The organism is Salinispira pacifica (assembly GCF_000507245.1).
GTDB lineage: Bacteria > Spirochaetota > Spirochaetia > DSM-27196 > Salinispiraceae > Salinispira > Salinispira pacifica.
Genome location: NC_023035.1, coordinates 1,193,140 through 1,212,500, shown reverse-complemented (window position 1 = coordinate 1,212,500; position 19,361 = coordinate 1,193,140). Strand labels below are relative to the sequence as shown.

The 19,361-nt window shown below is 52.8% G+C and carries 20 protein-coding genes and 3 tRNA genes; 8 read left to right on the top strand and 15 right to left on the bottom strand.

Features of this window, described 5'->3' with window-relative positions; all coding sequences use genetic code 11:
• Positions 1-229: 229 nt before the first annotated feature.
• Positions 230-601, bottom strand: a complete 372-nt coding sequence (locus L21SP2_RS05325) for a hypothetical protein (protein ID WP_024267466.1) — start codon at positions 599-601, stop codon at positions 230-232.
• 84 nt (positions 602-685) lie between these two features.
• Here L21SP2_RS05325 and adk point away from each other — a divergent pair, with 84 nt between their 5' ends.
• Positions 686-1,312 carry an adenylate kinase gene (gene adk / locus L21SP2_RS05320; RefSeq protein WP_024267465.1) on the top strand — a complete coding sequence of 209 codons (627 nt, stop codon included), beginning with the start codon at positions 686-688 and terminating at the stop codon, positions 1,310-1,312.
• Positions 1,313-1,433: 121 nt separating this feature from the next.
• Here adk and L21SP2_RS05315 read toward each other — a convergent pair whose 3' ends face one another.
• Both L21SP2_RS05315 and L21SP2_RS05310 read right to left on the bottom strand, forming a co-directional pair.
• Positions 1,434-2,438: a tetratricopeptide repeat protein gene (locus L21SP2_RS05315; RefSeq protein WP_024267463.1), complete on the bottom strand. Its 1,005-nt coding sequence runs from the start codon at positions 2,436-2,438 to the stop codon at positions 1,434-1,436.
• A 6-nt stretch (positions 2,439-2,444) separates the two neighbouring features.
• Complete coding sequence (locus tag L21SP2_RS05310) at positions 2,445-3,527, bottom strand: uracil phosphoribosyltransferase (protein ID WP_024267462.1); 1,083 nt, start codon at positions 3,525-3,527, stop codon at positions 2,445-2,447.
• 99 nt (positions 3,528-3,626) lie between these two features.
• Here L21SP2_RS05310 and L21SP2_RS05305 point away from each other — a divergent pair, with 99 nt between their 5' ends.
• Positions 3,627-4,070, top strand: coding sequence for a hypothetical protein (locus L21SP2_RS05305; protein ID WP_024267461.1), 444 nt, complete (start codon positions 3,627-3,629; stop codon positions 4,068-4,070).
• 216 nt (positions 4,071-4,286) lie between these two features.
• Here the strand turns inward: L21SP2_RS05305 and L21SP2_RS05300 are convergent.
• The 7 genes from L21SP2_RS05300 to L21SP2_RS05270 all read right to left on the bottom strand — a co-directional run bounded on the left by L21SP2_RS05300 (position 4,287) and on the right by L21SP2_RS05270 (position 8,513).
• Positions 4,287-4,358, bottom strand: a tRNA-Glu gene (locus tag L21SP2_RS05300).
• Positions 4,359-4,384: 26 nt separating this feature from the next.
• A tRNA-Glu gene (locus L21SP2_RS05295) sits at positions 4,385-4,456 on the bottom strand.
• Between the two features lie 27 nt (positions 4,457-4,483).
• Positions 4,484-4,556: transfer RNA gene (locus L21SP2_RS05290), tRNA-Lys, on the bottom strand.
• Positions 4,557-4,710: 154 nt separating this feature from the next.
• Positions 4,711-6,369, bottom strand: coding sequence for a hypothetical protein (locus tag L21SP2_RS05285; protein WP_024267460.1), 1,659 nt, complete (start codon positions 6,367-6,369; stop codon positions 4,711-4,713).
• Between the two features lie 249 nt (positions 6,370-6,618).
• Complete coding sequence (locus L21SP2_RS05280; RefSeq protein ID WP_024267458.1) at positions 6,619-7,269, bottom strand: tetratricopeptide repeat protein; 651 nt, start codon at positions 7,267-7,269, stop codon at positions 6,619-6,621.
• Positions 7,266-7,703: a bactofilin family protein gene (locus tag L21SP2_RS05275; protein ID WP_024267457.1), complete on the bottom strand. Its 438-nt coding sequence runs from the start codon at positions 7,701-7,703 to the stop codon at positions 7,266-7,268. Before L21SP2_RS05275 ends, L21SP2_RS05280 begins: the two co-directional genes overlap by 4 nt.
• 45 nt (positions 7,704-7,748) lie before the next feature.
• Complete coding sequence (locus L21SP2_RS05270) at positions 7,749-8,513, bottom strand: prephenate dehydrogenase/arogenate dehydrogenase family protein (protein ID WP_024267456.1); 765 nt, start codon at positions 8,511-8,513, stop codon at positions 7,749-7,751.
• Between the two features lie 101 nt (positions 8,514-8,614).
• Between L21SP2_RS05270 and pta the strand changes: the two genes are divergently transcribed.
• From pta to dapA, 3 genes are all read left to right on the top strand, one after another.
• Entirely contained in the window at positions 8,615-9,610 is a 996-nt protein-coding gene (pta, locus tag L21SP2_RS05265) for a phosphate acetyltransferase (RefSeq protein WP_024267455.1), read from the top strand.
• Between the two features lie 46 nt (positions 9,611-9,656).
• On the top strand, positions 9,657-10,400 hold the full coding sequence (gene dapB / locus L21SP2_RS05260) for a 4-hydroxy-tetrahydrodipicolinate reductase (RefSeq protein WP_024267454.1): 744 nt from the start codon (positions 9,657-9,659) through the stop codon (positions 10,398-10,400).
• A gap of 71 nt (positions 10,401-10,471) precedes the next feature.
• Positions 10,472-11,347, top strand: a complete 876-nt coding sequence (gene dapA, locus L21SP2_RS05255; protein ID WP_024267453.1) for a 4-hydroxy-tetrahydrodipicolinate synthase — start codon at positions 10,472-10,474, stop codon at positions 11,345-11,347.
• 264 nt (positions 11,348-11,611) lie between these two features.
• On the opposite strand, the gene rsmA is transcribed toward dapA, so the two are convergent.
• The 5 genes from rsmA to L21SP2_RS05220 form a co-directional block, all read right to left on the bottom strand.
• Positions 11,612-12,334 carry a 16S rRNA (adenine(1518)-N(6)/adenine(1519)-N(6))-dimethyltransferase RsmA gene (rsmA, locus tag L21SP2_RS05250; RefSeq protein WP_169730430.1) on the bottom strand — a complete coding sequence of 241 codons (723 nt, stop codon included), beginning with the start codon at positions 12,332-12,334 and terminating at the stop codon, positions 11,612-11,614.
• Positions 12,255-14,156 carry a ComEC/Rec2 family competence protein gene (locus L21SP2_RS16930; protein ID WP_024267450.1) on the bottom strand — a complete coding sequence of 634 codons (1,902 nt, stop codon included), beginning with the start codon at positions 14,154-14,156 and terminating at the stop codon, positions 12,255-12,257. The genes rsmA and L21SP2_RS16930 overlap by 80 nt, the downstream gene beginning before the upstream one ends.
• A gap of 101 nt (positions 14,157-14,257) precedes the next feature.
• Complete coding sequence (locus tag L21SP2_RS05225; RefSeq protein ID WP_024267449.1) at positions 14,258-15,466, bottom strand: hypothetical protein; 1,209 nt, start codon at positions 15,464-15,466, stop codon at positions 14,258-14,260.
• A 202-nt stretch (positions 15,467-15,668) separates the two neighbouring features.
• A complete protein-coding gene (locus tag L21SP2_RS18315) occupies positions 15,669-15,875 on the bottom strand; it encodes a hypothetical protein (protein WP_053335599.1) in 207 nt (68 codons plus the stop codon).
• Positions 15,875-16,663, bottom strand: a complete 789-nt coding sequence (locus L21SP2_RS05220) for a flagellar brake domain-containing protein (RefSeq protein ID WP_053335598.1) — start codon at positions 16,661-16,663, stop codon at positions 15,875-15,877. The genes L21SP2_RS18315 and L21SP2_RS05220 overlap by 1 nt, the downstream gene beginning before the upstream one ends.
• Positions 16,664-16,787: 124 nt before the next feature.
• Here L21SP2_RS05220 and L21SP2_RS05215 point away from each other — a divergent pair, with 124 nt between their 5' ends.
• From L21SP2_RS05215 to L21SP2_RS05205, 3 genes are all read left to right on the top strand, one after another.
• Complete coding sequence (locus L21SP2_RS05215; RefSeq protein WP_024267448.1) at positions 16,788-17,432, top strand: CPBP family intramembrane glutamic endopeptidase; 645 nt, start codon at positions 16,788-16,790, stop codon at positions 17,430-17,432.
• A gap of 216 nt (positions 17,433-17,648) precedes the next feature.
• A complete protein-coding gene (locus L21SP2_RS05210) occupies positions 17,649-18,338 on the top strand; it encodes a TlpA family protein disulfide reductase (RefSeq protein ID WP_024267447.1) in 690 nt (229 codons plus the stop codon).
• Positions 18,339-18,342: 4 nt separating this feature from the next.
• Positions 18,343-19,290 carry a cytochrome c biogenesis CcdA family protein gene (locus tag L21SP2_RS05205; protein WP_024267446.1) on the top strand — a complete coding sequence of 316 codons (948 nt, stop codon included), beginning with the start codon at positions 18,343-18,345 and terminating at the stop codon, positions 19,288-19,290.
• The last annotated feature ends 71 nt before the right edge of the window (positions 19,291-19,361 follow it).

Here is a 19,361-nt window from a genome sequence, read left to right as displayed (position 1 = left end):
CGCACCGTCCGGCCGTGCCGTTCCGATGTGAGCGTGAAGATACCAGAGCTATGCCAACTAGTCAACAACCTTTTGAGGTTTTTTTTCTGAATTTCTCCGGGTAGAGGATCTGTAAAAAAGCCGGGCGAAAACCTGCCTCGCAGCGGGGCAAAACCAGAAATCTGGTCAACAAATCGCCTGATCTCTAAAAGCCCCGGCTGCGTGCAAACCTAACGTGTCACAGACTGCGTCAGGAATTATCCCGGGAGTCAGCCCCATCAGTCTGAGCCGGCTCTTCCTTATCCCCGTCATCAGAAGCGGAGAGCTTATCTTCACGGACGGCGATATCGTTTTCTATGGTTCTCAGTTCTTCCAGGATCTCTGAGACTTCCTGGTTTTTTGCGGTAATGCTGGATTTTTCCTGCTTCACAAAGTGATCGAACACCAGCTGGCCCAGCCGAGCAAACTCTTTTTTCCCTCTTCCTTCCAGTTCCCGGATCTCCAGACGTAAAACACCTTTCTCACTGAGATCCTTTGCGGTGTCCCCCGCTCTTCCAAGGAATTCCCTTGAAGCTTCCACCCCGCGATCCAGGGTTTTTTTCATTCGTTCCATAAAATCCATTGATGCTGCCTCCTTGGAGTTAGAATTGACTGTTCAGTCTCCATCCCGTAATATAACGCAAAATGACGAGTTGAGGAGAAAAAAATGAAGCTGGTTTTTCTCGGACCTCCAGGAGCCGGTAAAGGCACCATGGCAGGTCGCCTGAGCGAAGAGAAGGATATCCCCCACATTTCCACCGGCGATATTATCCGCGGAGCCATCCGCAATCAGACTGATTTGGGAAAAAAGGTGAAAGAAATTGTTGAAGCAGGAGGACTGGTCCCCGACGATCTGACCATCTCCCTCGTGGAAGAACGCCTCGGAAAGAGTGATGCCCGGGAGGGGTTTATTCTTGACGGCTTTCCCCGCACCATTGCCCAGGCAGATGCCTTGAAAAAGATGACCTCCCTGGACAGGGTCATTAATTTTCAGCTTGATGATGAAGAAATCGTAAAACGGCTTTCCGGGCGGCGTGTTCACAAAGCATCGGGGCGCACATATCACATCCTTTTCAATCCGCCAAAAACGGAAGGCAAGGATGATGTTACCGGCGAAGACCTTATCACCCGGCCGGACGACACCAAGCAGTCAATAGAGAAACGGCTGGAAGTGTACCGGAATCAGACCGCTCCCCTGATTTCATATTATAAAGAAGAAGGCATTCTAACCGACCTGGACAGCAGTCCTTCACCGGATGCAGTATTCGCCGATCTTCTGGCTGCAGTATCCTGATTCCGTAACCGGAATAATTGCAGGGCAATTCTGCAGCATCACTTTTAACCACAAGCGGCTGGCGGGAATTTCCCGGCAGCCGTTTTTTTTGATAGTTCTTTCCCACGCATAATGCCCGGAGCTAGTTTTCTCCACCCCCCTGCGTTTCAGTCGCCGGGATATTCGGGTCGCCGACTTCATTTGCAGGATTTTGCGCCCTGATAAACGCCAGGGTTTCAGGAAAACGTTCTTCAGGCTGGAGTCCCGGAAGAATATTTTCCCCAACCCATTCGACATCGTAGGCTTCCAGCTCATCCGAAACATAAACAAGATATGAGCGGATTCTGGCATCCTTCAGCCCCTGCTCCACTCCCCGGAGCGCCGCTGAAAAAAACAGGTCCTGGAGCTGACCGTAAAAATCCTGATCAATTCCCTGCCAGCTTCCTGACCAGCCGACTATCTGATCTGCAGTGGTGAAAAATCTGTCGTAATATTCAAGCTCCCGATAGGAACGGGCCAGAATCAATGCCCCATGGGGATACTCGGCAACATTCTGCTCCTCCAGCCATAGGGATGCAGAAAGATAATCCCCGTTTTCAGCATCCAGCTGGGCCAGACGGATCCGGGCCGGCAAAAACGAATCCCTGGAATCCACAACCTGTTCCAGAAGCGTATAGGCCCGGGCTGAATCGTCCCGAGCAATATGGGTAAGAGCAAGGTTGAAGCGGTACTCGGAGTTTTCTGGATGCTCTTCCAGCAAGAGTGAATACAGTTCTCCGGCCGTTTCGTAGTCACCGGATCTGGCGGCGAAATATGCCTGCAGCTCCCGATGCCCGTCATTATTCAGCTCTTTCCCCGCTTCCTGAAAAAGCTCCTCAGCGCGGGTGACATCCCCCCGGGAGAGATAGGTTTGAATAAGCCCGTACCGACCGCCCCAATTGCCCGGGTACAGCTCCAGCGCCTTCTGGTACAGACTTCCGGCCCGGGAGTAATTCTCCGCGTCGTAGTATTCATCCCCGAGAATCACATATTCCTGAGACAACTGCACCCTGGCCTGTGAATAGGTGGCGCAGGCATGAGTCAACAGTGTGAACACAGAAATCAGCAACAGGGGCCAACGGAATTGAACAAATGATTTGCCGTTCATGAATACTCAGCCCATCTCGCCAAGAACGGTACGTTCAATTTCCCGTACCTGAGAGCGATACAAATTGGTTATTCCGGCGCCGTAGTCTGCGATGAGCTGAATGATATTCCGGGAGTTCCCCTCAATGTCCTGGCCGTTCAGCCGATCACCGGCATCCCCCAGCCCGGGGAGAATATATGCCTTGCTGTTTAACACCGGGTCCATCCAAAGGGTGTAAATTTTCACCCCTTCAATTGCACGGGCAATGCGTAGACTTCCCTTCACCGCAGATATCACATTGAAAAACTGAATGGATCGCGGTTTAACCCCCTGATCCTTCAAATACTGGACGATTGTCACCAATGACCCTCCGGTGGCGTTCATGGGATCTGCAAAGAAGAGATCCTTCCCGTCCAGACTTTCCAGATCAAAAAACGAAGACTTCAGATCCAGCACGTAGTGCATATCCGATTCTTTGCGGCTATCGTCCCGCTGAATCCTGAACAGAGCGAAGGGAGTGACATACCCGGTGGAGGAATATTCCTGCACCTCCTTTGACATGATCATTGAGGGAAGCAGGGCACCTCTGAGCATCACACACATCACGGAGTTCTCGATTTTACTGTCAACATCGGGAATCTTATGTATTGCATAATTCTGAACCGGATCGTTCACCGGAGTTTTAACAATCAGATGGTTCTTGCTCTGGGTCTCACCCTGATGAAACGCAAGATTAAACAGCAGTTCATAGGCTCTCTGAATATAATATAAAAATTCCTGGTGACTGGTGCGCACATCCCGCAGCTTGGCAATAAGCCGGGAAGCCTCACCCCGGGATGAGGGAGGGAGCTGGAAGGAGTACACGTTTATTTGCGGATGCCTGTCGCAGATCTCCTGGATTCGATCCCCGATTCTGTTATAGGTGGATATAATATTTTCCCGGGACTGATCAAGCCGGGTCTGATTGGCGCTGCTTTCCAGTATTTTGTAATCCTGCATGGCCTGGCTGTACAGTTCGTCAAGATCCTTTATATCCTGCTTATCTTCAACACTCAGATATCCGTCCAGATCATCCGCTGTAAGCAGTATTCGGCTGTCTCCAGCTTCCATTCATTCCTCCCAATATAGTCGTTTCTGTATAATTTAATTGAATTGTATTCTACCATAAACTATATTAGGAATTCCAACAAAATACAGGAGGAACCGTACATGAAGAAATTCGCAATTATACTTGTGATCCTCATGATTATTACCGTATTCAGCGCGTCTGCAGTGGGTATAGGCGCCAGCTTTGGACTTCCAATCGGCGGTCTGCCGGGAACCGATGTAATGCTGTCGGCAAAACTTGATTCACTTCCATTTCTTCTCGGTCTTGGGTTCGGAATTGAGCCTGCTTATTTCGGAGCAACCGCAGACTGGTGGGTGTTGAATGAAAATCTTGCGGGGGCATTGAACATCTACTTAGGACCGGGGCTGTACATTGGCGGTGCAGCCAATGAATTTCAGCTTGGGGGACGCCTTCCCATCGGACTGAATATGTATCCGGTGGATTTTCTTGAGCTCTTTGTAGAGATCGCACCCACCCTCACCATTGCGCCAGTCTTCCCGTCTTTCGGTGCCCAGGCAGCATTCGGCCTGCGCTTCTGGTTCTGACAAGAAGGAACGCCATTGAATCAAAACCGCCCGGAGCTATGCGTCGGGCGGTTTTTTTATGGGCTGAAGTCATGTCTGAGTGTATCGGCAGCCGGGATGAGAACCAACGGAATCAAATTATAATCAGATACATATCAGGATAAAAAAAGGAGCAAGACTCCGAAGGAATCTGCTCCAATTTTTAATTATATAAACCATTTTGAATTGTACTGACGTCATCTCCTAGGGGACTCGAACCCCTGTTGCCGGGATGAAAACCCGGTGTCCTAACCACTAGACGAAGGAGACAAAAACCATATCCCTGTAAATGGGAACATCTCCTAGGGGACTCGAACCCCTGTTGCCGGGATGAAAACCCGGTGTCCTAACCACTAGACGAAGGAGACAAAAACCATGCGGAGCAATCCGCAACCTGAGCCGCATTGGATTCGAACCAATGACCCACGCCTTAAAAGGGCGTTGCTCTACCAGCTGAGCTAGCGGCCCGTGCAAACGGATACACGATGCTCTGAGAGCTGCATTTCCGTATGGGCCTGGAATATATCAACTCTTTATCTGTGTTGTCAACACTATGACAGAAAAAAAGCACCGGAAAAATCATTCCCGGTGCTTGCGTTTCAAATGCTTGTATTTCCTGGATTTAGAAGCGGATAGCCACTTCTGCGCTCAGACCGAGCTGTTTGAACACCCACTCGCCTGCGGCATTCTTTTCCAGCTGGGAAAGCCCCACACCGGCATTGATGTCCAGGAAGAGAAGATGAATTCCCAATCCGGCATTCAGGAAGTCTCCGTAGAAACCGCCGCGCACACTGGCGAGCCCGCCCAGGAATGCAGCTTCCGCACCCACATGGAGGCGTTCAACAAAGTTGTAGCTTGTACCGTAGGTGGCCTTATCCTTCTGCACGCCTTCTTCGTTAATGTAACGGAGGAAACCGAACAGATCATGAATATCAACGTTCACCCGGGGGTCCACAATCCAACTCAGCGGTCCCAGATCGGGATTAAACTGTGCGCCCACATTCACCTTCATGGGAGGAATCTTATAGAGATCGGATGCATCATCCACCGGTTCTCCGCCAAGTAGGGCACCTCCGCTGAGTGCAGCAGCATATTGCTCTACACTTTCATGGCTGGACCACTGCACGGGGATGGGAAGAAGGTCCTTAACGGTCAGACCGAATGTAAAGGGGCCTAGATCATACAGGGCACCGGCATCAAGACCGATGTAAAGCCCGGAGTATACTGCACCGCCCACAATCGAGGCGATATCCATCTCTTCGCTTTCAGATCCTCCACCCAGCTGCTGCATAAGTATCTGGGAAGGATTTACATCGGCGTATCCGAGAATGGTAGGTCTCAGCTGGGCTCCAACTGAAAACGGTCCCACTGGAAAGGAAAGTCCTCCCACTGCGGTTACGGATGAAAGCACTCGTCCACGTGTGGATAGAATAGTGTCGCCGTTGAAGGTTCCGTCAACGTTTACAAACAGACCGAGACCCAGGCCGTTACCGCTGTATGCAATTCCGGCGAGAGCGCCGAAGCGCATCTGCCCTGAAGGAATGCTTTCCTTCGCTTCAGCAACCGCAGCGTCTACACTATCTTCCCAGCCATCACCAAGACTGTCATCTGCTGTGGGGACACTGGTGCCGTTTTTCGCGGACTCTTCACCGGCGGCCTTATCCATTGCTTTGATGATCTCGGTGAGATTTGAGTTTCCGGTCTCTTCGTTTTCTTCGAAGATGGGAGATGAAAGGATTGCACCGGTCAGCTGCTCGGTGGATACTTCCTCCCCATTTTCAATTGCTGTCTGCAAATCCTGAATATCATCCGCAAGGGATGGATCCATTTGAGCTATCTCGTCCAATGCGGCGGAAACAGCTGCATCGCCTGCATCGGGATCTGCATCACCGACTTCTCCTAACCAGGCAGCCACATCTTCAACTTCTGTGAACAGTTCATCGAGTCCCAATCCCTGAAGTTCAGACGGAAGCTCGGAACCGCTCTGTCTGGTGGAAAAGGATGCACCGTCTGGACTGCCTCCCAGCATGGCACCTGCAAGATCGAGAATGGCTCTGTCCAGCATGGCATACACTCCCACCGATGTGAGGGTGAGTTCACCTTTTTCATGCCTGAAACCCGCGGGGTTATAGAAGAATGAGTTCATACCCTCAGCGTTGGCGGTAAAGGCGCCGCCCTGAGCAAAGGTTATGGGGTTTGGGGGCATAAACGGATCCAGCTGCGCAAAGGCAGCCCCGGATACCAGAAGGAATGCTGTAATCAGCAGTACGGTTTTTTTCATAATTACCTCCAGGCCCCTGAATTATTTTTACATGTTTGTCCAGGGGTCGCCTGATTCAAAGTATAACCCAAAATTTTTTCTTTACCACACATATACTTGCTTTTTTTACTAATGTTTTATTGATTCTGTTCACCATCTCTACTTGTAATAAAACCCCGGATCAGCTCGAATCTATCACGGGAATTCTGCAGACAATCCGGACGGGGATGAACCGGAAGCCGGATCCGGAGTTCGAATAACAATCCCAGCTCAGGTGGTGAGGCGGTTAATGGCCTCCCGGGCCTGGTTGAGATTCGGATCGATACTCACCGCCTGTTCATAGGCTTCCAGGGCAAGAGAATCACTGCCGCTTTGCTCCCTGGCGAAACCCAGGCGGTACCACCACTGGGCCTGGGAAGAATCAAAATGGAGAGCTGTTGTATACGCAATATCGGCGGAATGGTACTCTTCAAGACGGATGTACACTTCAGCCATCTGTCGATACACCTCATCGATGATTGCACCATCGGGTCTGATGGCCGTATATTCCTGGAGGTACTGCAAGGCCGCAAGATTATTTCCCAACTGATACTGGGCCTCTCCCATTATTGCAATCACCCGGTGATCATAGCGGGAAACCTGAAGACCTCTTTGGGCCAGATCCACTGCATCGGCCCAGCGCCCCAAAGCAAGAAGAGTCCATCCTTGAACCGCATAGGAATCCATGTTGCCGGGAATGGCGGAGATTTCCGCATTGGTAATCCGGATTGCATCCTGGTAACGCCCTTCACGAAACGCCTGCAATGCGTCCTCCCTGCCCGGTCCAGCCTGTTCCTGGGAAAACACCGCAACACTGAGCATCATCAGCACAAGGGTTAAAACCAGGCTGCGGACGACAGACTTGGAAATTTGCCGCATCATGTGTCACCCTCCTCAGACCGAATATCATCAGCCCCTCTTTGAGTTGCCCGGGCATCCTCTCCTGCATCTGCACCGGAAGCAGATGCATCGGGCATGGAACAGCTGCCGTTGAATATGCTGCCGCTCTGAACGATCAGATCCGGTGTTCGGACTTTTCCGGTGAGGCGGCCGCTTTTAAACAGCTCCAGCCTGTTGCGGGCCTGAATATCTCCGGCGACGCTGCCTTTAATGCTCACTACCGGGGCATCAATTTCAGCTTCCAGATCCGCCTGCTCGCTCACATAGAGGCTGCTGCCGGTGGTAATGGAACCTTTGACCCTTCCTTTAATCAAAATTGGATCGGTGAGGGACATCTCCCCCTCAAAATCCACATCCGCTGCAATAACCGTTTCAAGATTGCTTTCGTCTATGCTTCGCACCCGAAGATCCGACATATTCTTTTCCTCCCGCCCGGATCAAAAACCGGACGCTTTAATGTACTACTGCTTCTGCTGACTGTCTATCGGCTGACTGTCTATCTGCTGGCTGTCCAGCAGTTGAATCATCTGTTCAAAATGGCGGGTCATTTCACCCCGAATTTCACCGGTGTAGGGATTGTATTTCTGGAGATCAATAAAAAGCTGCCAGGGATCGTTGCAGGTCTGCTCCATCACTTCGAAAATTTTCCGAAATCCCAGTGTTGATATTCTTGATGGCTTCAGTTCCAGACTTGCAAGGAAGCGGCCGATAAAATGGGTGATTCCCTGGGTTCGGGCTGCTTCATGATCGTGCTCGTCGGCACTCATGGAGATAACATCCAGTCCCGCCCGGGAGAATTTTTCCGTCCAGAATGTGAGAACGTTCTCGTCTGCGGTCCAGGGGGATATTACCAGGGGAAGACCGCTGATTCCTTCCCCCGCAGAATCCGGTCCGAACATGGGGTGGGTTCCCAGGATCGGCTGGGACTCGGGAAGTGCCCGGGACAGCTCCTGCAGGGGATACAGCTTCACGGAGCAGGTATCCACCACCAGCGTGTCAGGCCTGAGAAGGGGCGCAATTTCCTCTGCGACCTGGGGAATGGAAGATATGGAAGTACAGATAAACAGCACATCAGACGCACATGCTTCCTCCAGACCGACCCGGGGAATCCGGTTGCCGCTGTCTCTGGAGGAGCGGTTATACCCGCAGACCGTAAAGCCGATATCCATGAGCAACTCGGCCCAGAATCTGCCGAATCTTCCCAGTCCATACACCGCAATTTTCATAATTGCACTATACCAACGAAAAAACGAGTATGATAGTATGTAGGCGAAATTTCTTTTTCAGCACTCATACACATCAAAAAAAACCAATCAGGATGGGATTTATGACATTTATCGAAAACATGCATCACATTGCCAAACAAAAACAAAAACATCTGGTTCTTCCGGAAGGAACAGAACCCAGAACCATTCAGGCAGCGGCAGAAATCCGGAAGCGGGGAATCGCCGCAAAGGTGAGCCTGCTGGGTGACAAAGATGCGATTGCACAAAAGGCGAAGGAATTATCCGTGGATCTTTCCCAGGTTGATATCATCACACCTGCCTCCGATGAGCGGAGAAACGCGTACGGCAGCGAATATTATGAGTTGAGAAAGCATAAGGGGATGACCTCCGATCAGGCCTATGCCGATATGGATCATGTACTCCGCTTCGGCTGCATGATGGTGCGTCTGGGCGATGCCGATGCGGTGGTCGCCGGTGCGGAAAATACCACCGGAGATGTTCTGAAGGCGGCGTTCACCATTATCAAGACCAAACCGGGAATCAGTTCCGCATCATCCTGCTTTGTGATGATCCACCCGGACACCCAGTGGGGGCATGAGGGACAGATGATCTTCAGCGATTGTGCGACCATTCCCAACCCCAGCGATGCCCAGCTTGCAGAAATTGCCGCAGCGGCTGCAGAAAGCTGCCGCACATTCCTGAAGACTGAACCCAGGGTAGCCATGCTCAGCTTCTCAACCAAGGGCAGTGCGAAGACTGAAGAGACAGAAAAGGTAGTCCGGGCCACCCAAATGGTTAAGGAAGCCCATCCGGATCTGGAAATAGACGGCGAACTGCAACTGGATGCGGCCATTGTGCCCTCTGTGGGGAAGAAAAAAGCCCCGGGGTCAGCTGTAGCCGGACACGCCAACACCCTGATCTTCCCGGATCTGCAGGCCGGGAACATCGGGTACAAGCTGGTACAGCGCCTGGGAGGAGCCGAAGCAATCGGTCCGGTGCTCCAGGGATTCGCCAAGCCCATCAGCGACCTCAGCCGGGGCTGCTCTGTGGAGGACATCGTGAACACCGGAGCGCTGACAATCAGCCAGTGCGAGTAAGGCCTGAACCGGCCTCACACAAAAAACAGCAAAAGGAACGGCATATATGAATATCACCATCATCGGCTACGGCAGAATGGGGAAAGAGGTGGAACAGATCGCTGAAAAGCGGGGCCATACCATTGTCTCCACCGTTGATCCTGTTCAGGGATTGTTCAGTGAACTCAGCGACGAGGCGGTGAAAGATACCCAGGGAGTCATAGAGTTCGGACTCCCGGAGGGTATTCTGGACAGAATATCATTCCTCTCCAGCCGGAACATCCCTGTGGTCATCGGCACCACCGGGTGGCAGGAGCAGGAAGCGAAGGCCGAAGAGATCGTGAAAAGCACCGGAGGAGCCCTGCTTTACGGCTCAAATTTCAGTCCCGGTGCCAACCTCTTCTTCCGGATTGTGGAAGAGGCCGCAGGACTGATCAACTCCCTTGATGATTATGACATTATGATGCATGAATATCACCATAAGAAAAAGAAGGACAGTCCGTCGGGAACCGCTCTGACCCTGGCAGGAAAAATTCTTGAAAACCTGGAGCGGAAGAAGAGCATCTGTTTTGATCCCCTTCAGAGGGAAATTCGGGATGATGAGCTTCACATCGGAACCGTTCGGGGAGGGCATATTCCCGGTATTCACCGGGTTACCATGGACAGTCCCGCCGACAGCATTGTGCTGGAGCACAGCGCACGAAACAGATCGGGTTTTGCCTCGGGTTCGGTCATTGGACTTGAATGGCTGATGGAAAAACGGGGCATGCATCATGCAGACAGCTTTTTCCGGGACTTGATGGAAAGCTGACCCTGACGGAAAGCTGAAAAATACTGACGAAATTAACGGCGGAATCCCCCGCCCGCCCACAGGAGGCAAAAATGTTCACCGGAGTATATACCGCACTGATCACCCCCTTTACCGAAGACGGGTCCATAGATGAGGCGGCGCTGAGAAAGATCGTGGAGGATCAGATTGACGGCGGTGTCGACGGTCTGGTGCCCATGGGAACCACCGGGGAAAGCCCTACGGTGACCCACGAAGAGAACCTTGAAGTGATCCGTATTGTGATCGAGCAGAGCGCAGGCCGGGTTCCGGTCATTGCGGGAACCGGGTCCAACTCAACCAGCGAAGCCATCGACATGACCATTAAAGCCCGGGACATGGGAGCCGCAGCCAGTCTTCAGGTCGCCCCCTATTACAACAAGCCCAGTCAGGAAGGATTTTACCGCCACTTTGCGGCCATCGGCGAGGCGACGGGACTTCCCGTGATTATCTACAACATTCCCGGACGGACGGGAAAAAATATTGAAGCAGACACCATTCTCCGCCTGGCTGAGCATCCCCAGATTACCGGGGTGAAAGAAGCCAGCGGCGATCTGGCACAGGTGATGGATATTATTCACCGCCGCCCCCAGGGTTTTTCCCTGCTCAGCGGAGACGACAATGTGACGCTGCCGCTGATGAGCGTGGGGGCTGAAGGAGTTGTATCGGTTGCCAGCAATATTATTCCCGGGGAGATGAAGGAACTGGCAACTCTTGCGGCCAGTGCGAACCTTGCGGGAGCAAGGGAGCTGCATTACCGGCTCATGCCCCTGTTCAAGGCCATGTTTCTCGATACCAATCCCATCCCGGTTAAGTATGCAATGCATCTCAAAGGTCACTGCAGCGACCGCTACCGGCTGCCTTTGTGCGAACCCTCTGATGATGTGAAGCAGAAAATCAAAAAAACCCTGAAGGATCTCAAACTGATCTGATTCCAGCAGGCCGGCCTGGGGGCCTTGTCAGCGGGCCGGTCAGTATGGACCGGGCAGTTTTTTGGGCCTCCTTTTAAGGCTGCACCGCGACTCCGGTCAGTGGCTCGGGTTAGTGGCTCGGGTCAGTAAATCCGTCCGGTCAGGCGTTCTCCAGGAGGAATCCCACAAGCCTGCGGAAATCCTCCATCTGCAGTGCATCGGCTCTGGCACGGCTGTCTATGGCCAGTTCCGTCAGGGCCCGGTTCATTAACCCGGGGGTAATCATCATGGAGGCGGGGGCTGGCCGGGGGACGTCCCGTTCGCCGGTTTAATCCGGCGGCCTTCCCCCATCTTCTTGATATTGTTTGCCAGAGTCTTTCGCCTGTTGTGAAACAGGGTTCTCAGGACCGCATCCAGAATTGCCAGCTCCCGGGCCCCGCAGGAAGTTTTTTCCGGGGTCATACGGAGAATTGCGCTGGAGACCTCCGGTGCAGGGTAAAAGGATCCCGGAGATATGTTCCCGGCATTTCTGCACTCCATTGCATACTGGGCCAGCACCGAAAAGCTGCCGTACCGGGGTGTACCAGGATTGGCGCAGATACGCTCAACAACCTCCTTCTGGAGGGTGAACACCATGGGAAGGTCATGAAAACCCGAGGTGAGAAGCCTTGAAATAATTCCCGAGCCCACGTTGTAGGGCAAATTCCCGATAATCATCCCGGGCCTCTCCGGTTGGCTGAAGAGAGTCTTGGATGCATCGCCCTCAACAATCCTGAGGCTGCCGTTGTGAATATCAGCCTTGAACAACTCCTTGAGAAGTGCGATAAAGCCCCGGTCAATTTCAAACATGGTGACCCGGGCGGACCTGTCCAGAAGCTCTCTGCTCAACGCACCGATTCCCGGTCCGATCTCCCAAACTTCCCTGCCTTCAACAGGAGGAAGGCAATCCACCACCTTCTTTCTCATGTCCGGATTGATCATGAAGTTCTGACCGAAGCGTTTTTGCATGGCAATACCCCGGCTGGAGAGAAGCTCCCGGATATCCTTTACTGAATCGTAGTTGAACATGGGAGGAAGATACCAGAAGCGCATGCTTCACACAATAGAACTGCCAGGAAAGAGGAATGCCCAGAAAGCAAGATACTCCGACCAGTTTCAGCCACCGGGAAGCTTCATTCAGCCCAGCTCCCAGGAGGTGAAATGGAAAAAGCAGGGCGTGCATAGCTCCGATAATGACCTGAAGAAGCGCATCCAGACCGGCGGCTGCAGAGGGCAGCACCAGAAGCAGGGGAATGGCACACACGGAAACTGCAAACAGCAGATAAAAGGGAATGATCACCAGAGGAAGAACAATCCATGAATGGGGAGAAAAACCGGAAAACAGCAACAATGCCAGCGGCATGACGGCGGTCTGGGCGGCAAGGGAACTTGCCAGCATCTCCCCCGCCCATTGCAGGAGCCGGCGCAGAGGGTTCCTAACTGCCGCCCCGTCAGTCATATCGGTATTCTCCCCGTTCCTGCCCGGAGCGGCTCCACCATTCCTCCGCCGGGTGATTCGCCAGCGCAGGCCGGCGGCGAGGAACACGAAGGGTGCACGGAAATTCATCAGCCCCCACACGGCGGCAAATGAAAGGTACATTCCCGGGTCCAGCAAGGACACAGGACGGATCAGGATGAGGCCGGTCCATATAAGTCGGAGAAGGAGAACCGGCCGCAGGCGAACCCCCGCCATGGTTGCCGCGGAATAGCAGAATATGGCCCCCGCCGCCCTGAATGCGGATGTTCCGGGGTTTATAAGTCCCAGATAGAGAAAGATTGTGACAAGGGCGATAATTTCTCTCAGAACCGCCGGACAGAACCCGGGCAGCAGCCTGAGTACCCCGGCATAGAGAAGCACAAGATGCATGCCGCTGAGCACCAGAATGTGCATTACCCCCGCCTGACGGAAAACAGTGGAAAATATTCCCGGAAGTCCGCTGCGATAGCCCAGAACCAGACTCTGGACAAATGCCCTTCCGGGGTTATCCAGCAGCTGAAGCCCTTCAAGAATTCTTATGCGTATTTTCCGTCGAAGGGCAAGCCCCGCCTCTGCTGCCGCTTTGACTGCTGTTGCTGTTGCTGTTACTGCTGTTGCTGTTATTGCGGGTGTTTCCCTCGCCAGGCCCTCCCCTGCGGTCTCCGGATCCTGTGCCGGAGGATCGGCAACCTGTGCGCCTGGATTTCCCCATTGAGTTCCTGTGCTCAGAAGTTCCACGGTGCCGGCAGGCAACGGCAGCCGTGCAAGATCCCGGGCCGAAGCTGTGAACTGAATTTCAAGCCGTTCTCCCATGAAAAACCGTTCACCGGGTATTTCAAAGATGATGCTTCCGGGCCTGGAGAAGCTGGAACCGTTTTCCATCGTCAGAATGAGATTATGCATGCTGTGAATGGTGCGGCCCCGGTAATCCAGCCGGCTGTCGGCATCCACCCTGCCCTGTACCCGGATTTCTCTGGCGGACACCGACGATGCGTCCGACGACAGGTCCGACGATAGATTCGACGCTTGGCCGGGAAAGCGGGGAATCAGGGTGTTGCCGGTACTGAGACCTGCAAAAATCCAGAGGGTCAGCAGGGTGGAGACGGTCCATGCTGCACGGGAGGGAAGATGGGATCCCGTTTCCGGGAAGCGTCCCGGGTGTGAAGATGATATTCGGGAAAGAAGCTGTGAGACGGCAAGAAAGAGAACTCCAGCAAAAAGTATCAGCCAGGGAGAAATCCAGAGAACCGGTTCTGACGCATCTGACAGCCGGCGGTATAAAGCAGCATATGCGGTAAGTTCAAGCAGAAACAACAACGCCCTCCATATACAGGAGGGCGCGATTCACCGATGCGGCTGACTCCCCGAAGGAAGTCAGTGCCTGATCGGCGGAAAGATCAGGTCGATGTCACCAGTTATTGACTGACCGCTTCAAGGGCTTCCCGGGCTGCATCCTGTACACCGTTGGAATAGTTCAATACTGTAACCATGTATAAGGGGTTGTATGCTTCGGGTTTTCCCAGGGTTTTCAGATTATTTATAACTGCCAGGGTGATCTGTCGGTCAAAGGGACGGTCAAGTTCGGTATAGGTGTTGATAAGGTCCAGGTATTCCGCCAGCCGCACGGCAGCATCGGTGCTGTCGGTTTGACCCAGGGCTCCGATTGCCTCAAGGAGCAGGCTTTTATCCGCCGTTCCCCGATCGTAGGAGCGGATGGCTGCATCCAGGTGAGCGATGAGTGCGGGGGCAAATTCTTCCCTGGGAGATTCAGAAAGGATACGAACCGCATCAAGACGGATGCTGTCCAGGGTGATTCTGGCTTCCATGTTGTTGGGCCGGGCTTCAAGAATATGGGAAAGCACCCGGTGTGAAACCTCGAGAATGATATCATCAAACTCATCACGGTTGGTATAAAGGGTGAAAAGTTCACGTTTGATGGGGGGCTGGCTGTCTTCCACAGTTTCAACCAGCAGATCCTCACGGTTTTCATACTCTGATATGGCCCGAAGGGCGATTCCGGATATTTCCGCGGAATACTGGTTCAACACGGTGTCAAGAAGCACCGGATACACCACCGGATCCCCCAGCGCACCCAGAGTTTCAACGGCTTCTCTCACCACCTGAAAATCAGGACGGGTTCCCGCCCTCTTGCTCTGGTTCTGGTCTGCCATCCAATCTGCAAGATTTACCGCCAGCTGACGGTCGCCCTGGCCCACCTCCTGCATCACATTCAGAACTTCAATTCTCCAGAATGTTTCTTCAACAGAATCGAAGAGAGTCCACAACTGGGGATTCATTCCGGTGAATCCGCCTTCGATGATCCGGGGAAATACCAGGAGCGCCATTTCCCGAAGCTGGGTGTTTGAATTGATACTGTCTTCGTTATTTACCACATAGTCCAGCACATCGCTGTAAAATGTTTCCAACTGACTCACTTCCGCATCCAGGGTGCTCTGGATCACTTCAAGTTTCCCAACATCCTCAACCCGTTCAAAGGCTTCCACAAAAGCCCTTACCTCGGCGGGCAGATTTTCATTGCTGCCGTTATCATCCTGGGCGGACGCTGCAAAGGCAGTAAATACGATTAATGCAAGAAGGATGCTGTATCGTGCAGTGGTCTTCATGAATTCCTCCAATTACTCGAGAGGCAATTTCAAAATCACAGATTTTCCATTGCCATGGTCAATATACATAATAATGCTGCAGCGGCCAAATAGTTACCCGCTGACGATCCATGGGATCAGTGATGATGCAATTTTTCTCCGGACCGTCTCACAGCAAATACTAATGAGTCCCGGGAGCTTTTGCAATCAAATTACTATTTTCTCAATCCTTAAATATGCCGTAAACATAGCTGAGAATCCGGTTTTTCATCATCGGACTGGGATTCACTGCCTGGACATGGAGAATGGAGACATTCTTCGAATCCTTGTAGCTCACATCCTTTACCACACCGTTGAGGATTACCGACTGGCCCTGAAGGTCGGTTTGGATTTTAACCGGCATTCCGGCTTTTCCCCGACCGCCGACCATCACACCTGCGCCGTCTTCGGAAATATCCACAATTTTACAGCGGTACCCCCGCTGTGCTCCACAGACTCCGAGGCTTCATGTATGCTGCGCAGACGGTACAGATATGCACTCTGATTGAGACCGACCCTGATGCTGTTCCGTTTCTGAACACGGGCGAGACTGTCCGAATGCTTGATATGCAGGATGGGATACTGCTTATCGGTGTAATCTCCCAACACATCGGTTTCGAAAAAATACCCGGCATCTTCCTTGCGCCAGAAATAGACTTTGACTTTCTGTCCTCTCCAGCTGAACCCCGGCGGCAGAGCCTTACCTTCGGGGTATGCGATGGCCAGATATTTCCGGAGATTTTCCACAATTTTGGAAAGGTACACCCCGGCTCCGGGAAGCACAATTTTGATATATTGCCCTGCAACCATGTTCCTGGTGGTGGTAATCCCCAGCCGGTATTTGGGCAGGCTGAACTCCACCCGCTTCCGGAATTCAAACAGCTTGGAAAGAAATTCCGTAGAGTCGGGGCTTTCGGCAACGCCTTTTGAGCGCTGGCGGACTATCACCCCGCGAATTGAGCGGTCCAGGGTTTTTTCTGACCAGAACAGGGAACTGGGGTTGGGAAGACTATTCTGGACTGCCACCTTCCGCAGCAGATTGATCTCTCCCCATGAAAAGCCCGCTTCCTTTCCTTTGACATAAAAACTCATCCATGGAAAACTGAATCCTCCGGAACGCTGGATGAGAATCGAGGCAAGCACAATCAGCACGATGAGTATGATAAGAAATATGGTCATTCAATTCGCTCCAATGGACATCCGCCGCAAAAGTGTGTTCCGCTGCGATACCGAGTCCCTGACCGGCGTGAAAAAGCCCGTAAAAACGGCTCCGGGCGGATCTGACTGAGCCGGGAGTATTGGTATGATTATACGTAACTGCAGCGCTTCCTGTAAAGATATCGCGCTTTTTCTCATTTTCTCTTATCTTATCGACTTTCTCCTCCTTCCTGCCCTGTTTCGGGCAGATTTTTCCGTTCCCGCCGTATTGCTGGGGGTAAATCTGGTCAAAATCGCTGTGCTGTGGATAATGCTTTCCCGGGGAAGCTACCGGGAAAAGCCGAACAGCACCCGCCCCAGGCTGTGGGCCGCTGCAACAGCATCGGCGCTGAGTTATCTTTTCATCTTCATCATGAACCTGGCTGCAGCCAGTCTGTCTGATATACAGACTGGGCCGGTGTTTTCCCGCCCCGACAGCGTTTCCGGGCTGATACTCGTTATCTGTCTTACAATTGCAGCGGTGCAGGTTGAAGAACTGTTCTACCGGAAAATTCTTCTGCAGGGGCTGAAACGGATGGGTGCATCCGGACCTGCTGCGGTTATCGCAGCCGCACTGCTTTTTTCCCTGGGGCACGTGTATGCCGGACTGCCGGGGATTATCTTTTCCCTCCTTTCCGGTGTGATTCTCGGCTGGCTCTATCTGTTCAGCGGGAAACTGCGGTATCCCATTCTGGTTCATCTTGGGTATAATTTTTCCGCCCTTTTGTTCAGCGGGTATCTCGGCATGTAGCTCACGGCAGCGGAATTTGCGGGAAGCAGCCGGAACTGGGGAATCTGCCGGTATCTCTGCCGGTAGCTCCAGATGGGTGGCGGCGGTAGCTCCAGATGGGTGGCGGAACGGGCGGCAACATCCGACAATTTTCTGTTTCCCGGCGGTTAGTTCTTTTCATTTGCCCGGATAATAACTATATTGGTTCATAACTTTACTATATATTCGGAGTTATATATGAGCAAAACAGCAGTCCATGGCCGGTTTCGCCTGATGACCGCCCTGATGATTTTTACGGCTTTTCTTTTCATCCCGTTACAACTCTCTGCCATGGGAGGTTCGGAATCCGCCGCTCCCGCTGGCCAATCCCCGGACACCGCCCAGCCTGAGGAGCAGGTGCAGAACTCATCCGAAGGTGAATCGGCAGCACCTGTGCCTTCTTCAATACAGACCCGTGAACAGGCTTTGGCTGCATTGCGGAATATCGGAATGACCGTCTTCGACGAAGCCGTGGAGGCTCCGGATTTCACCCTCAACTACCTGAACGGAGACGAAGTTTCTCTGAGCGACTTTCGTGGCAAAGTGGTGTTCCTGAACTTCTGGGCCACATGGTGCGGTCCCTGCCGGGTGGAAATGCCGTCGATGAATGACCTGTATGCGGATCTGAAAAACGAGGATTTCGTGCTTCTGGCGGTAAACCAGCAGGAAGAACCTTCAGTTGTCAGTGATTTTGTGGATAAAGAGGGGTATGATTTTCCCATTCTCATGGATCGCAACGGACGGACCAGCTACCAGTACGGCGTCAGGGGAATTCCCACAACATATATTATCGGTCCTGACGGTAATGTGATCGCCGGAAAGGTGGGCACCCACATATACGACGGCGAGCAGTATCGGTCGCTTTTCCGTCAGCTGATGCAGGGATAAGTTCATGGATCCCCAGAATCTGAATATTTTTCTCGCATTTGCTGCGGGCACGGTAAGCTTTCTCAGTCCCTGTGTTCTTCCTCTGGTTCCCAGCTATGTGTCCTTCATCGGAGGACAGGGGTTGAAAGAGCTGCGGGAAGGTGAATCACCCAGGCTTCCTCTGATGCTGAAAACGCTGAGTTTCATTCTCGGCTTCACTGTGGTTTTCGTGGTGCTGGGCATGATTTTCAGCGGAACAGCCGCAGCCTTCAGCGGAGCAACATACTGGATCAATCTGATCGCCGGAATTATCGTGACGGTGTTCGGACTGAATCTCATATTCAACTTCATCAGCTTTCTGAATTACGAAAAACGGTTTCACCTTGCCAAGCGTCCTGCAGGGATGGGCGGAGCCTTGCTTCTGGGCATGGCATTTGCCGCAGGCTGGTCGCCGTGTATCGGACCGATTCTGGCCAGCATTCTGGCTCTTGCAGCCGGTTCATCAAACCTGGCTCAGGGTACGGTTCTTCTGTCCGTCTACTCTCTGGGACTTGCCCTGCCGTTTCTTCTTACCAGCCTGTTTATCGCCAGGGCGGATTCTGTTCTCAAAAAGCTGAAACCCCATATGATGACCATTCAGCGGATCAGCGGAGGAATTCTTGTGGTGATCGGTGTGCTGATGATTTTCGGCCAGTATGCGCGGATCACCAATTGGCTCATCGGTCTGAGTTTCCGGCTGGAAGACTGGCATCAGGCAGCGCCTGGTACAAGCGGCCTGCTGTTTGCAGCTGTATTTCTGCTCTTTTCGCTCCTTACAGCTCTTCCGTTCATCCGCCGGAAAGCGGAACTGAAGAAACATCCCCTGCGGATCATCTTCACCCTGCTCTTTCTCCTTCCCGTCGTTCTGCAGCTCACCGGAGCGGTGGAACTGCCGCTGATAGTTTCCAGCTGGCTGGGCTTTCAGGGTATATAGGATGGGCGGGAACTGCCCGATGCCCACCAGGCTGGAACACCAGGGTGGAACACCATGCTGCAGCAGGAGTT